We start from the raw sequence: 15,639 nt of genomic DNA on the forward strand, positions 1-15,639 counted from the left end.
CTGGGGAATCGATTCCTGGGAGGTGTTTTCTTCCTGCAGCGCATCCTGCAAAAGCTTGCGCATAGGTGAAGATGTAGGAACATCTCCGTCATTCTTCGGCGTCTCCGGCTTCTGGACCTCCGGATGTCTCTTTTCCCAGATCAGCAGTAACACTAGCGCCGCGATTCCCACTCCAGAGATAATGCTTCCGACTACCACCTCGGCCGGAAGGAAGGTCAGGGTAATTTCATGCTCACCCGCCGGCAGATCGCAGGCCAGCAGAGCGTCCATAACCCGATAGGTCTCTACCTTTTCGCCATCAATCTTGATGGTCCAGCCATCCTCATAGGGAATAGAGGTATACAGCACCATATCCTCCGGGGCGTTCACAGTGGCGGTCAATTTGGTTTCGTTGACCTTTTCAAGATTTACCTCGTTTTCTTTAAGCTGCGCAATGGCCTCCTCAAACAGCTCCCGGTCAAAGGTATAGAAATAGGCGTCCTTGATGTAGACTTCGCTTTCGGTCAGGGTCATGGTCAGCTCGAGAGTTTCCCCTGCGGAAAAATCTCCCATATTCATGATGTGATAGGTCTCATTGTCAAAGAAGGTATCCAGCCAGCCATCGTTGACCCAGAGGTTGACCTTCCGCTCATAATTGGAGGGAAAATAGCAGTAAACCGGGCCATCAATATTGTTCTGGATGGTATAGTCCACCTGGGCGGTCACCCCTTCGGTGACCGGCGAATATTTGATATGGTCTTCCGCTTGTTCCTCCTTGAGGTTGACAAGGTCGGTATTTATAATTGTTGCCGGCCGGAAAAACTCCTGATATTCGGTGCCCAGCATAGCGCTGAGCAGCTGATTTTGCAGTTCAAAGGGGTTATCGTTGTCGATAGCCACCTCTTTGACCTCCGAAGCCGCTGGGAACACAATGGGCAGCACATTGGGGTTTTCATAAACGCCAATGCCGTTTTCCTCAAAGGCCAATTGATAGGGCTTGTCCATCGTCCCCTTGTCTAGGACATACTTGATACCGAAAACAGAATCTACAATTTCGGTGGCGCCTAGGTACTTGGTCCAGTGTCCTCTGGCACTCATTCCCAGCTTGAGCATCATGTTAATGGCTTTTTCGTTGAGGGAAGAACTGGAATGGGACAGTCCATAAACGCCTAAGGTCATATTGTCGTTGACCATGCGGGTAAAATTCTTCTCGCTCCGATAGAAACTGCCATCCCGCTCATACATCTCATCCACCACCGGCTGGGTGGGGTCCATAAACTCCCGGTAGGAAGTCCGGGTAGAGTAGACGATGTCCTCGTCCTGGGCCTGGATGGTATTCCAGGCAGAGGCGCCCATCTCCAAAAACACAGTAAAGACAAGTACTGCGGGAACCACAGCCTCTGCCTTATCCTTGTGCTGAAGCAAAAGCATCCCCACATAGATGGTAGCGGTGATTACGGCCAGCCAGATAGAGCCTTCTGGAGAAATATATTCAAAGGCAAAGTGATCGGTCAGTGCGATGAGGAAAAGCAGTCCTGCATAGCACTTGATAATAGAGGCAAAGGGTACCTCTTTGATCCGCTCAAAGGCCTCTCTGGCAAAGATGAGCAGCAGGAAACAGAACATGAAAGCGTAGCGGTAATTCAGCCAGTTAGGCACCGCAAAACCGTGCCACATAAGATCGATGGTACGCACATTCATGGAGATAAACATGATCCCCAAAATCCCCGCGGAAAGAAACTTTCTGCGCAGGGAAATATTCTTGTTGAGGAAATACAGCGGCAGAAGCACCAGGGTGAGCACACCGCAGTAGATCATGGGCAATCCTTCCGGCCGCAGGGTATCGTAGGAAGAGGGAAGGAGCTTGGAGAAAAACTGGAAAAAGTCAAATTGAGAAACCGGGCTAAAGTCAGGTGTAGAAAATCCCAGCTTGCCCAGGCGCAGGGAATACATGGTGGGCAGCAGAATAATAGCCGCAATGGCTACCGCGATGGCAGCGCAAAGCATGAACCAGCCAAATTTTCGGAGGAATCGGCGGAAAGTGCCCACTTCCTCCCGGCTGAAGTAGTAGTAAAGGAAATAGAGGAAACAGAAAATTCCCACCATGTAGCCGATATAGTAGTTGGCCAGGAAGCAAAGGGCCAAGGGGATGATAAACAGAGCAAACTTCCGTTTGTCTACCAAGCGTTCAATACCCCAAATAATCAACGGCAGGGCAATGAGACCATCCAGCCACATGATGTTATTGGCCTCCGCCACCACATAGGCCATGGTAGCGTACATGAAGGAAAAAATCAGGGTGGATATTCTGGAAGATCGCTTTTGATAATTGAGATAAATGGCCATGGTCAATCCGCAAGAACCGATCTTGAGCAGGGTCATGGCCAGGATGGCCTCGGTAATCATGGTATCGGGAAAGAGCAGGGTTAAAAAGCTAAACGGGCTTGCCAGATAGTAGGCATACAGCCCCAGCATCTCTCCGCCCAGGGCCCGGGTCCAGGAATAAAGCAGGCCATCGCCGCCTAAAATGGCGTCCCGCATCCGCTCAAAGTAATAAACGTACTGGCCGTTTAAATCCAGTACCAAGAGAGAATTTTCCCCAAAGGGAAAGACAGAAAACAGCGCATAGACTGTCCACATAACGAGAATAGGGATAAAAAACGCGGCCACCAAATGGCCCTTATCCTGCAAAGGATTTTTTATTCGACGATGGTGCACGGGTAGCGCCTCCTGACGTTTTTAAGAATGATGGGGTGGTTGGATGTCTTCTGAAGATCTCGTCTTATCATCCGTGGTCTCACTGACGATATATCTTGGGCGGAACTTGACCTCATCATAGATGCGGGCGATATAGTAACCGATAACCCCCAAGCTAAACATAATGATGCTGCCGATGATGAGCAATAACAGGATGACGGTAGGAAAACCTGCCTCCGAATGTCCCAGCAGCTTGCTGATCAGCGTTTGCAGTCCTAAAACGACGGCAAAGACGAAAAATACAAAGCCACAGATGGTCACCGCCTGCATCGGCGCTGTGGAAAAAGCGGAAATAGAGCGGATCGCATAGCGGAATAACTGTCCCACCGACCATTTGGAGGTACCGGCATGCCGAGGCGGCACCTGGAAATAGACAACGGTGGTCTTATAACCCACCCAGCTGGAAAGCGCTCTGAAAAAGGTTTGCCGCTCCGGCATGGCATTGAGGGAATCCACCACCGGCCGGCCCATCAGCTTAAAATCAGAACAGTTTTCCAAATCGATCTTGCCCACGGCCTTAAGCAGTCCGTAAAACAGCTTGGAAAAACCTTTGTAAAAGATATTCTCTTTTCCCCGGGAAGATTTTCTCGCTTCCACCACATCCACATCATTATGCTCCCAGATGCGGTACATCTCCACAATGGTTTCCGGCGGATGCTGCAGGTCACAGTCCATGACCACCATGCAATCGCCCCTTGCCTCCTTCAGGCCGGCGAAGATGGCCCCCTCCTTGCCGAAATTGCGGGAAAACCGCAATCCACGAATTTGTGAATTTTGTTCGGCTTGCTCTGCAATGGATTGCCAGGTACCATCGGAGGAGCCGTCATCTACAAAGATCATCTCGTAGGGGATGGAGGCCTGCTGCATATGTTTTTTGACTTCTGCGGCGGCGGCCGCTATATTCTCCTGCTCATTATAAGCTGGAACCACAATGGATAATAGTGGCACTACAAACTTCCTCCTCTACTTCTTCTTGAAAATCCACAGTTTGGAAAACACATAGTTGAGGACTATGACCACCACCTGGGCCATAATCTTGACCACCAGATCGTTCATGTGGCAGTAGTCCACCAGAATCACCAGCATTCCCGTGTCCACCACACCGGAAAAAATCCGGGCAGCCACAAAGGAGAAAAGCTCCCGAAAGATGGCACGGGGAGATGTATCTCTGCTTTCAAAAACATAGATCTTATTGGTCACATAGGCGAAGAGGACAGATACCGCCCATGCAATGATGTTGGAGGCCACCATAGGCACTCCAAATAGATTTTTCAGTCCCAAATATACGACAAAGTTCACCAGCGTGGTCAACCCGCCGAAAAATACATACAGGACGATCTCTTTGTATTGGATGAGAAGTCCTTTGATCTTATCTATCATTTCCTATGTCCCCTGTTCCTCAGCTTGTCCACACCATAAGAGTGTCAAAATCACGTTTCATTTATCCCAGCCCCTGAAAAAATCAGAAACCGGGAGAATACTCTTTTCATTTTAACATGGCCCAGGGGGATGTCAAGGCAAAACCTGTTAAAACACAGGAAAGGTCAGGGACCTGTGTCCCTGACCTTTCCTCGGTTCTGAAGGCTATAGAATAATGCAGATCAGCCCCGAGCAGCCCTCGTTAATAATCCGCTCGATGGTTTCCTGTAAGCGGATGCGAGCTTCTCCCGGCATACGGTAGAGTTTGTTGTGAAGCCCCTCATTGACCAGCTCATGGAGAGATTTCCCAAAAATATTGGACTCCCAGATCTTTTTGGGGTTTTCCTCAAATTCCTGAAGCAGATATCTAACCAGCTCTTCCGACTGTCTTTCACTGCCCACAATAGGATTGACCTCGGTGGTAATATCCGCCTTCATCATATGGATAGAAGGCGCCGATGCCTTGAGGCGGACGCCATACCGGCCCCCCTGTTTGACAATTTCCGGCTCTTCCAGGGAAAGCTCCTCCAATGACGGCATAACAATGCCGTATCCGGTGGCTTCCACCTCTTCCAGGGCGCCTTTGATCTTGTCATATTCTTTCTTCACCCGGGCCAGCTCAATCATGCAGGGCATGAGCCCCGCTTCACCGTCGATCTGCAAACCGGTGGCCTCTCCCAGCACCTGATAGAACAGAGAGGCCTGTAGATGAATCCGCAGGCGGGCCCTGCCTACGCCGTAATCCAGGGAGGTCACATCCGCGCCGGTGATGTACTCACATTCGCTGACGGAAGCAAAAGCGGTCTTGACCGCGCTCATATGGGTAATTCCCGCCGCGCAGCCCTGGATGGCCCCATAGGTTGCGGATTTCAGCCAGTGATCCTTCGGAAGTGTAACCAGCCATTTGGGAATCTCCACCGAGATTTCCTTGACAGGAAATTCCTGCAAAATGGTGGAGAGGATGTCTTTGATATCACTTTCCTCAATATCCAGACAGTTGACCGCCACCACTGGCACACAGTATTTTTCCTCCATCTGATCCCGCAGCTGTCTGGCTTGGGGCGTATTGGGGTACATGCAGTTTAAGAGGATAATAAAAGGTTTGTCGATTTCTTTGAGCTCCTTGATAACCCTTTCCTCTGCTTCTTCATACTCGGCTCTTGGTATATCGGAGATGCTGCCGTCGGTGGTCACCACAAGCCCGATGGTAGAGTGATCGCTGATGACCTTCTGGGTGCCGATCTCCGCCGCCATGTTAAAGGGAATTTCCTGCTCAAACCAGGGGGTTTTGACCATCCGGGGCATTTCGTTTTCTATGTATCCCAGGGAACTGGGGACAATGAAGCCCACGCAGTCAATCAGCCGAACACTGAGCTCACTGCTTCCGTCCAGGCTGATAGAAACAGCTTCCTCCGGAATAAATTTGGGTTCGGTGGTCATAATGGTCTTCCCTGCAGCGGACTGAGGCAGCTCATCTACCGCCCGCTCCCGCCGGAAATCGCTGTCGATATTCGGGATGACCAACGTTTCCATAAAGCGTTTGATGAAGGTCGATTTTCCGCTGCGTACCGGGCCTACGACACCAACGTAGATGTTGCCATCGGTGCGCCGGGCAATGTCTGTATATATGTTACGGCTTTCCATGCCTCCAGTTCCCCCTTTGATCTTCAGTGTATGTTGTTAATCTAAAATCGGAATCAGGATCATGCCTCGTCTTCTCACCCTTTCATCCTCCAAGCCGTTTTCCTCCATGACCGCCTGGACAGAAGTATTAAAGCGTTTGGCAATATCCCATATATCCTCCGATTCATCTGCGTAGTAGATGGTCAATGCGCTGTCGTCGCCGTTTTTCTCTTTTTCTCCCGCCACCTCAATGTCGGTGAGAAGCTGCTGCTTCATCATGTCATAGACGCAACCCATAAATTTTACGTCACAGCGCACTTCCAGCTTCCGGGAACTGAGGGTGAAGGCATTGGAAAGCACCGAGGCATCCAGCTCACACACCGGGCTTTCTGGTACATTTTGCTGGCTGATATTTTCGCTGATGTCGGAGGAACGCTCCAAATAGACCGGTTCATTCTGGGCATTCATGGCAAAAAGGCTGACAGAAAGCCGGGCGGATACCACTACACAACCTTCTCCGGGTTTGCATGAGATAATCTCCAGCCGACTCCAGAGATCAACAATAACGCTGAGCTCTTCATCCAGGTCCAGCGTTGCTTTGACCATACTCTTTTCGCTGATAACCCCGGAAAGCTGCATCATAGTGATAGGGCTCAAGGAAGGCTTTATCTCGTGGGTGGTAGAGTAAGCGTCGCAGATAGCCGCCACTGTATTTTTCCGATATGCCTTGGCTGTTGCGCAGAGGGTTATATCGCCATCGATGACCCGAGTTTCCCCATCAATATCCGGTTGGGGCTGCATATCCCAGGAGATAGGCTCAAACCGCACGTCACATTGGCAATCCTCATCCACACCGGGCATATCCAGGATCTGGCTGATAGGGATGGTGTTCTCCATAACCTGGGGCCTGGGATCCTCCTCCGCCGCATACAGGGTGTGGATCATCAGCTCCCCTTTGGCCACGATTTTGCCGGTGATCACCTTGCAGTCGGTGGTATTGGCACAGAGTTCGCAGCGTATGATAGAAGAGATAGGAGGTTTTCCTGGGCTCAGTTCCAGTTCCTCCTGAATGGAAAACTGGCGGCTGACACAGCCCACCAGATCGGTGGCGTCAAAAGTCCGCCGGCGCAGCTGAACACCCCCACCCTCTGCATTTTCCATAAACTGCTCTTCTCTCGGTGCTGTTACCTTAACAAAGAGGGAGATGGCCCCCCGCACATCCAGACGGCGCTGGTTTACTGCCCGGCAGTTGGCATAATCCACCCGCGGGCGCACGATAATTACCGGATTTTCTGCCGATGTCTTGAGGTCACAGGATTTATTCAGGGTAATTTTGTGCTCACAGCACCGAATTTGGGAGTTGTCAGATAGATAATACACCATTACATTGACAAAGCCATCGATGACCAGCCGGTCCCCGTTCACACTGGTTTGGATGATTTTAGGGCAGATTTCGCATTTGAGGATGCGCAGAATATCCGGATAGTAGTCTGCCAACACGATGTCGCATTCCAGAGATTGTTCCAGCGTTGTCTCTAAAACCACTTCATTTATGGTAACCGCCTGCTTTGTAACCTTCAAATCCATAAGGAAGCTCTCTCCTTCTTACTAGTCTTTTGTAACCTACCACATCTATATTCCCCCCCTGTCCCGAATATGCACCGTGTTCGTCCAAATCAGCACAGAAAAAGAGGATGCTTTCTCGCATCCTCTTCTCTCCCTTATGTAAAAAAGGAACGCCTTCGCGTTCCTTTTTCTTTAGGCTGGTTCCTTTTTAATTTTAAAGATCATCCTCAGGATTCCCGCGATAAACTTAGGGCTTTTGATCACTACGATTTTCATACCAAAACCTCCATCAAGACCGTCATATCCGCCCCTTGCTAACACCGCAGCGACCCGATCCCCACAATCAAAAGGCAGATCAGAGATACCACGGCAATAAACTTAAAGGAAAAGCAAAGCGCGATGATGATTCCCGCTCCAAAGGCTATGGTCAAGCACGTCAGTGCCCTGCGGTCCCTCCGACGTCTTGCGGACAATCGACCCACCACCCCTTAGAGTTTGTATAAAACCCGTCAAGCAACCGGTTCTGCTCCATTATACGCCGGCGGATTAGATTGTGTTCGAATCTCTTGCTAAAATGATGAGCAGAGCGCCATTTTTGACCGTAATCCGGGCCTTTGCCTCTAAAATTTCATTGCGGGCGCCCAGAGGGAAACCCTGGGTCAAAACCGCATCGGTCAGAGGGTATTTAACTCCCCGGAGGGTCACGCCCTCGCAGGTATCCGAATAAGAAAACAAGGAAAGTTTGAAGCCTTCTTTCCTTTCCACCTCCACTGTGGTGTTTTCCACAATGGTGGCAATGTTATCCGCATTCATCAGGTAGCCCTGACAGCCATGGCGGCATAGATAACACAGCGCCTGTATGTTGGCATAGGTGTGATCCAGCGCGCCGCCCAGGCCGCCCAGCAATAAAAAGTAGTCACAGCCTTCCGCAATGCCCTGCTTAATCGCAAGCATGGTATCAGTGTCGTCTTTTTCCCTCTCATAGGTGAAAACCGGCGCGATATCGGGCACCTGATCCAAAGAGTCAAAATCCCCCAAAATAAGGTTAGGAGTAATCCCCAGCCTCTGGGCCAATTTGACTCCTCCATCGGCGCAGATAATATAATCCCCTTCCTCCACCAGCTGCCGCAGGCCGCGGGTATTCATCACAGGGGCGGCTGACAGAATGACACAGCGTTTCATCAGCATTTCCCTCCTTGGATCATTTCAGCTCCCACTCCTTGATATTTTTTGCATCCTCATAAAGTGCCCGGTAATTTTCATGACGGGAAATGGGGATCTTTCCTTCCTCTACAGCGCGGATGACTGCGCATCCTTTTTCACAGGTGTGGGAACAACCGGTAAATTTACACTGGGGAATATACTCCTCAAACTCTCGGAAGCAGTATTGGAGCTGATCTTTGAGGATAACCTCGCACCGTTCTAAATCCACCGAGGAAAATCCCGGCGTATCCGCAATGTAGCCGCCTTCAGGAAGTTCATAAAGCTCCACATGGCGGGTGGTATGCCGGCCACGGCCCAGTTTTTGGCTGATATGGGCGGTTTCCAACTGCAGCCGCTCATCAATGCGGTTGAGCAGGCTGGATTTTCCCACACCAGAGTTACCGCAAAAAGCACTAAGCTTCCCTTGCAGATATGCTCGGACCTGGTCCACTCCCTCCCCTGTCTCATTGGAAACCACAAACACATCAAAGCCGCAACCGCGGTAAATATCCGCAAAAGCCACAGCCTGATCCTTCTGTAAATCCGCTTTGGATATCACCACCGCTGGATCAATCTCCTTGTGCTCAGCAATCGCAATCAGCTTATCCAGTACCAGGGTATTGGGTGCCGGTTCATCAATGGAGGTTACAAGTATCAACCTGTCGATATTGGCTAATGGCGGACGAACCAGGAAATTTCTCCGAGGCAGGATCCGAGTTACATACCCTTTCCCCTCCTCTGTGGGAGAAATTTCTACCTCATCCCCTACTAGGGGGGTCTGTTCAATTTTTCTAAACTTTCCTCTTGCCCTGCATTCAAACAAGGCTTGGGTGGTTTTTACATAGTAAAAACCACCCAATGCTTTGACAATCAGTCCTTGAATATTCTTCATGTTCATCTTTCTTGTTACTACTAACCGATGGAAGGTGTGGGATCGAATCCGGAAGAATTGTCCACAATGGTTTCGGCCGAGTTTTCGTCGAAGTTGACCGACCACTCCATATAGAGCTTCCCGTTGAGATAAATTTTCACATCTCCAACACCGGTGCCCACAAAGTAGCCCTGCCACGACTGATCCTCACTGGGGATCACCGTCTCATCATAGACAATCTCGTCATTGAGGGTTGCCGTCAAATTGGTCTCGTATTGATAGCTCATGGGCAATGGCACAAAAACCCTTGCCTCATTCCCCTCCTGGGTTTGCGTCGATTCACTTTCACTAGAGCCGGAAATGGTCAATGTGACGGCGCTGCCCGACGCAATCTGTGTACCTGCCGCAGGATCCTGCTGGATGACAGTTCCCGCAGGCCGATCGCTGCTGGGATCGGTATTGACCTTGTTGACCTTTAAGCCGCTTTGCTGTAAAAGGGTACGGGCAGTTTCCAGCTGGATGCCCGTGACATTGGGCATGTCAATGAGCTTTTCCTCCGGGCCCAAGCTTACATACAGGATAACAGATGTCCCTGCATCCACTTCCGATCCTTCCACCGGATCGGTTCGGATGACATTCCCCTCTGCCACGCTGTCATTGTACTCTGTCTTCTGGCTGACCTCCAGTCCCATATCCGTCAGCTGTCCGGAAGCCAGGGTCGACTCTACGTTGGCCAATGTAGGAATGGTGATGACCGTCTTGCCGCTGGAGACCTTTACCTTGACCTCCGAACCCACCCGGACGGTTCTTCCCGCCTTTGGGTTCTGTTCGAAGATGATGCCCTTATCATAGGTATCATTAGGCTCCTCAATCTCCACTACAATATCAAAATCTTCATAGAGCTCATCATTGACAATCATATCATAGGTCAGCCCTACAAAATTCGGCAGTACTACTTCTTCTACGCTGGCAAAGGGATTAGCAATCCAGATCATACCCGCCACAAACAGGATGGCAATGACCACAAACGCTAGGGTGATGCCGCCCATAATAGGAATGGCCGGTGATTTCTTTTTCACCGCATCCTCCGTTTTCTGCTTACGGGCGCTGGCAATGGCCTTTTGGTACTCCGGCTGCTGCTGCATATATTTATACTCAAACTGAATGGAGGGATTTTTCTTAAATTCATCAATGTCCCGGAGCATCTCCGCTGCGCTCTGATAACGTCGGCTGCGGTCCTTCTGCATGGCCCGGACGGTAATCTCCTCCAATCCCTCAGGGATATTGGGATTAATCTGCCGCGGGCGCTTAGGCTGGGCCTGAATCTGCTGAATGGCCACCGTCACCGGGCGGTCTGCATCAAAAGGCAGTTCTCCTGTCAGCATCTCAAAGAGCATAACGCCTACGGAATAAATGTCCGTCTTTTCATCGGTGACCTCACCGCAAGCCTGCTCCGGGCTGATATAGTGAACCGAACCAATGGCCCGGTCGGTGATGGTTTTGGTCTCGCTCCGGGCAAAACGGGCGATGCCGAAGTCCATCATCTTGATGGTGCCATCTTCTAACAGCATAATGTTCTGGGGTTTAATATCCCGGTGAACAATGCCTTTATCATGGGCATGCTGAAGGGCGCGGAGAATCTGCACCGTGAAGTGGACCGCTTCCTTCCATTTGAGCACATGCTGCTGCTCAATATATTCTTTCAGGGTGATGCCATCGATGTACTCCATAACGATCGCATAAACTTTGTCGGCAAAGATCACGTCATAGACCTTGACAATATTGGGATGGCTGAGCACCGCAATGGCCTTGGACTCATTCTTAAAACGGCGAAGCAATTCCTCGTTGGACAGATATTCGTCCCGCAGGATCTTTACCGCTACTGTCCGGTTGGCAGCCCTGTCATGGGCTTTATAGACATTGGCCATGCCGCCGACGCCGATGAGTTCCTGGATCTCATAGCGTCCATCCAGTTTTTTGCCGATGTACTTATCGTTTCTATCCATCAAAGCAAAATCCTCCTGCCCTTACTGTGTGATGACGACAACGGAGATATTGTCCTGTCCGCCATGTTGGTTTGCCTTTTCCACTAAACGCCGGGCGCTCAACTGGGCATCTTCACTCATCAAGGTCGCGTGAATTTCCTCATCGGTGACGCAGTTGGTGAGCCCGTCGGTACAAATCAGTATTTTGTCATCATCTGCAAGGGTAATCTCATTGTAGTCGATCTCAATATCACTTTGCACTCCCACCGCTCGGGTGATGAAGTTTTTGTTGGGATGGCTTCTCGCCTCTTCTTGGGTGATTTCTCCCTGCTCCACCAAAAACTGAACAATGGAATGGTCCTTGGTGATCTGTTCCAATGTTTCCCTACCTACTTTATAGGCCCGGGAATCCCCAGCATGGGCAATACACGCCGTATCCCCGCTGATAATCATCGCTACTACGGTGGTTCCCATTCCCTTGAGATCCTCGTCGTTTTGCGCCATGTCATAGATCATTGCGTTGGCAGCGCTAACCGCGGTAAACAGCACAGAACGGATGGAATTTAGCCCCATCTCCTCTTTGTAATGGCTGACAATATTTTTAGATATAATCTGTACCGCAGTCTCACTGGCAATCTTGCCGCCGCTGGCTCCACCCATGCCGTCACAGACCACAGCCCACAGGGTATGTTCCCCGATGGTCCCAGCCTGTAGGCAGTCCTGGTTATTATCCCGGATCAGCCCGGCATCGGTTTCGCTGATTATCCTATACAAAACTACGATTCCCCCTCTAATGCCTGTTGCCGCCGCAGCTGGCCACAGGCAGCATTGATATCGGAACCAAGTTCCCGTCGGACCGTGGTTGTCACACCATAGCCCTCCAAAATATTGGCAAATTTTCGAATACTTTCTTTTGAACCTTTCTTAAAGCCCCGCTCCTTGACCTCGTTGACGGGGATTAAGTTGACATGGCAGTTCTTCCCATGCATCCGCCGGCCCAATTCCCTGGCTGCATCCACACTGTCATTGACACCGCCCACTAGGGCATATTCATAGGAAATACGCCGTCCTGTTTTTTCAAAATAACGGTCGCAAGCTGTGAGGAGCTCATCCATATTCCATCTTTTATTGACCGGCATCATCTGATCCCGGATGGCGTTGTTGGGCGCGTGAAGGGAAATAGAAAGGGTCAGCTGCAGATTTTCCTCTGCCAGCCGGTCAATCATGGGTACAATCCCACAGGTGGAAAGGGATACATGCCGCAGGCTCATATTCATTCCCTCCTTGCTGGAGAGAATCCGCAGAAAACGGAGGACATTGTCATAATTGTCCAGCGGCTCGCCAATCCCCATGAGCACCACGCTGTTCACCTTTTCCCCCGAATCCCTCTGGGCGGTATAGATTTCATCGAGCATCTCCGAAGGGGTCAGATTCCTGGCCAGTCCCGCCAGGGTAGACGCGCAGAATTTGCATCCCATCCGGCAGCCTGCCTGGGTAGAAATGCACAGGCTGTTGCCGTGCTGATAATGCATAAGAACGCTTTCTACCATCTGTCCGTCCCGGAGCTCATAAAGATATTTTATCGTACCATCTAGGGAAGATACAAGCTTTTTTGTGATTTTTAAGAAATTTATGTAAAACTTCTTGTCAAGGGCTTCCCTTCCCGCCTTAGAAATATTGGTCATTTCATCAAAAGATTCGACCTGTTTTTGGTGTAACCAGGAAAATACTTCCTTTACCTGGAACTTTTTTAACCCCAATTCCATCAGCAGAGGTTCCATCTCCTCCAGAGACAGGGATTTGATATCCATTTGTCCATTTTCCACGATGAAATCACCTCAGCTTTGTAAATACAGCGATAAAGAATCCGTCAGAACCCATATCCTCCGGAAAGATGGTTACCTGGTGGGCCGATTCCCTTGGAGGGAAAAGCCGGTCAAAACACGCAGGCAGGGCACATGGGCCAAATTCCGGATGCTCCTGCAAAAAACGCTCTGTATTCTTTTCGTTTTCCTCCCGGCACAACGTACAGGTGGAGTAGAGCAGTCTGCCTCCCACCTTTACGTATTTTGCGGCGTTTTCTAAGATTTTATACTGGATAGACGGCAGCCCCAAGAGGGACTGCTCCTCCTTGTACTTGATCTCCGGTTTTCTCCGGATAATGCCTAGCCCCGAGCAGGGCACGTCGCACAGCACCCGGTCAGCTGCGGGAAGATCTTCACGGAACCGGGAGGCATCGCCTAACGCGGATTTTATGCAGTCAAGGCCCAGCCGCTGGGCCCCCTCCGCAATGAGGTTGATCTTATGCTTGTGAATATCAAAGGCCAACAGTTCCCCTCTGTTTTCCATCAGCTGGGCCATGGTAAAGGCCTTTCCTCCCGGGGCAGAGCACAGGTCATAAACCCACTCTCCCGGCGCAGGGGCCATGGCCCTGGCGCACAGCTGGGAGGCCAGATCCTGGACATGGAAAAGCCCCTCCTGAAAAGCGGATAGGCTCCCCATCTCTCCCGTTCCCGCAAGGGCAAGGGCATTTTCAACGCCCGGCACCGGTTGTGCCTGCACCCCCTCCGCTTCCAAACGGGAAATGAGGGAAGGCATGTCCGTCTTAACTGTATTGACCCGGATATAGAGAGGCGGGCGGCCCAGAGAAGCTTCCAAAATCCCCCTGCACCGGGAGGGGCCGTAGCTTTTCAGCCACCGCTCTACCAGCCATCGGGGACAGGAATAGCGCAGGGACAGATGTCCCGGCAGGTCGCTCTCCTCGTCGGGGAGAGGCAGCTTCTTTTCAGCCCGCAGCACGCTCCGCAACACCCCGTTGACAAAACCGGAGGCTTTGGACAGGCCCAAGGCCTTGATAAGATTGACACTTTCGTTGACGGCGGCGCTGTCCGGAACGCTGTCCATATAGAGCATTTGATACAGCCCCATCTGCAACGCTACCCGCACCTGGACCGTCAATTTCTCCAGCGGCGTTTTGGAGTAGGCACCGATCACCCCGTCCAGTGTCAGCAACCGCTCCAAAACGCCGTAAAAAAGGGCCGCCGCAAAGGCCCTGTCCCGGCGGGGAAGCCCGCTTTGGGAAAGTAAACTGTCTAGGGAAAGGTTGGAATAGCCGCCTTTTTGTTCTACTTTGATGAGAGCCTTTGCCGCAGCCATCCTTGCTTTATCCATCCAGTCCCCGCCCTCCTGTCGTTCTTTCAAATGCCTGTATATTGTCTTCTAATCTCTGTTTCTTCGGTTTGCCAAGAGCACCAGACGCAACAGCTGCGCCAAAGAGACCAGCAATGCTGCCACATAGGTCATGGCCGCGGCGCTAAGCACCCGTTTGGCCCCCTGAAGCTCCCCTTCATCTAACATGCCGCTTTCTCCCAATACGGCAATGGCCCGGCGGCTTGCATTAAACTCCACCGGAAGGGTGACAATCTGAAAGACCGCCACCGCCGCAAAAAGAAGGATACCGGCGATGACCAGAGGCCGGGCGCTCATAATAAACCCAATAATAACGAGAGGAATTGAAAGAGAAGAGCAAATGTTAGTTACCGGGACCAGACCATTGCGTATTTTGATGGGGAAGTAATTCACCCCATACTGAACCGCATGGCCTGCTTCATGGGCCGCCACTCCCAGCGCCGCCACCGAAGGGGAATTGTACACACTCTGGGACAACCGGATCACATTGGTCCGGGGATCATAGTGATCGGTAAGCTTTCCTCCCGTCATTTCAATCCGCACCCCATACAGCCCATTCTGATCCAGAATCCGGCGGGCCGCCTGGGCCGCCGTAATCCCCTGCCGGGCATACACCTGCTCATACCGGTTGAAGGTGGATTTCACCTTCAACTGCGCCCACAGGGAAATAAGCAGAGCCGGCACCACCAGAATCAAATAATAGTAATCATAGGGATAAAAGAACATGCCCTACCTCCTCACACAGTACTGCTGTATGGCATTGTACGCCCCAGTTTTGGATAGTATGTGAATAAGGGTGAAAAAAATGCAAAAATTATTCTCCCAGTTTCTCGCCTTTTTTGAGGTGATATCCCCGGAGGAAATCCGCTGACGCCATTCTTTTCTTTCCTTCCAAGGCGATTTCCAGAAATTCCACGGCCCCGTCTCCACAGCCGACGATAAAGCGCTTTTCATCCAACACTTCTCCCGGCCGCACGGTATACCCCGGGATTTCCTTGGCGGCATAGAACTTGAGCACCTTGCCCCGAAGCGTTGTGAAGGCCACAG

Annotated in this window: 13 protein-coding genes and 1 pseudogene; all 14 read right to left on the reverse strand. The window is 51.1% G+C overall.

Annotated features, from left to right (window positions below):
• Positions 1-2,697, reverse strand: a 2,697-nt coding sequence (locus ACZ25G_RS05185) for a YfhO family protein (RefSeq protein WP_463681776.1), incomplete at its 3' end; no start/stop codon positions are given.
• 21 nt (positions 2,698-2,718) lie between these two features.
• Entirely contained in the window at positions 2,719-3,684 is a 966-nt protein-coding gene (locus ACZ25G_RS05190) for a glycosyltransferase family 2 protein (RefSeq protein ID WP_191510038.1), read from the reverse strand.
• A 15-nt stretch (positions 3,685-3,699) separates the two neighbouring features.
• Positions 3,700-4,116 (reverse strand): GtrA family protein, encoded by a 417-nt coding sequence (locus ACZ25G_RS05195; RefSeq protein WP_463681777.1) that lies wholly within the window; start codon positions 4,114-4,116, stop codon positions 3,700-3,702.
• A 204-nt stretch (positions 4,117-4,320) separates the two neighbouring features.
• Positions 4,321-5,799 carry a stage IV sporulation protein A gene (gene spoIVA / locus ACZ25G_RS05200; RefSeq protein ID WP_463681778.1) on the reverse strand — a complete coding sequence of 493 codons (1,479 nt, stop codon included), beginning with the start codon at positions 5,797-5,799 and terminating at the stop codon, positions 4,321-4,323.
• Between the two features lie 36 nt (positions 5,800-5,835).
• A complete protein-coding gene (locus tag ACZ25G_RS05205; RefSeq protein WP_463681779.1) occupies positions 5,836-7,365 on the reverse strand; it encodes a DUF3794 domain-containing protein in 1,530 nt (509 codons plus the stop codon).
• 171 nt (positions 7,366-7,536) lie between these two features.
• Entirely contained in the window at positions 7,537-7,620 is an 84-nt protein-coding gene (gene spoVM / locus ACZ25G_RS05210; protein WP_224771641.1) for a stage V sporulation protein SpoVM, read from the reverse strand.
• Positions 7,621-7,890: 270 nt separating this feature from the next.
• Entirely contained in the window at positions 7,891-8,526 is a 636-nt protein-coding gene (locus tag ACZ25G_RS05215; RefSeq protein WP_191483124.1) for a thiamine diphosphokinase, read from the reverse strand.
• A gap of 19 nt (positions 8,527-8,545) precedes the next feature.
• Positions 8,546-9,439: a ribosome small subunit-dependent GTPase A gene (gene rsgA, locus ACZ25G_RS05220; protein WP_224771640.1), complete on the reverse strand. Its 894-nt coding sequence runs from the start codon at positions 9,437-9,439 to the stop codon at positions 8,546-8,548.
• A 20-nt stretch (positions 9,440-9,459) separates the two neighbouring features.
• On the reverse strand, positions 9,460-11,424 hold the full coding sequence (pknB, locus tag ACZ25G_RS05225; RefSeq protein WP_191510043.1) for a Stk1 family PASTA domain-containing Ser/Thr kinase: 1,965 nt from the start codon (positions 11,422-11,424) through the stop codon (positions 9,460-9,462).
• A gap of 21 nt (positions 11,425-11,445) precedes the next feature.
• A complete protein-coding gene (locus tag ACZ25G_RS05230) occupies positions 11,446-12,177 on the reverse strand; it encodes a Stp1/IreP family PP2C-type Ser/Thr phosphatase (protein WP_191483121.1) in 732 nt (243 codons plus the stop codon).
• 2 nt (positions 12,178-12,179) lie between these two features.
• Entirely contained in the window at positions 12,180-13,214 is a 1,035-nt protein-coding gene (rlmN, locus tag ACZ25G_RS05235; protein WP_191483129.1) for a dual-specificity RNA methyltransferase RlmN, read from the reverse strand.
• A gap of 22 nt (positions 13,215-13,236) precedes the next feature.
• On the reverse strand, positions 13,237-14,574 hold the full coding sequence (rsmB, locus tag ACZ25G_RS05240; RefSeq protein WP_191510044.1) for a 16S rRNA (cytosine(967)-C(5))-methyltransferase RsmB: 1,338 nt from the start codon (positions 14,572-14,574) through the stop codon (positions 13,237-13,239).
• A gap of 48 nt (positions 14,575-14,622) precedes the next feature.
• A complete protein-coding gene (locus ACZ25G_RS05245) occupies positions 14,623-15,318 on the reverse strand; it encodes a zinc metallopeptidase (protein ID WP_463681780.1) in 696 nt (231 codons plus the stop codon).
• A gap of 88 nt (positions 15,319-15,406) precedes the next feature.
• Positions 15,407-15,639: pseudogene (locus ACZ25G_RS05250) on the reverse strand (methionyl-tRNA formyltransferase); the annotation flags it as partial.

Source organism: Zongyangia sp., assembly GCF_965361945.1.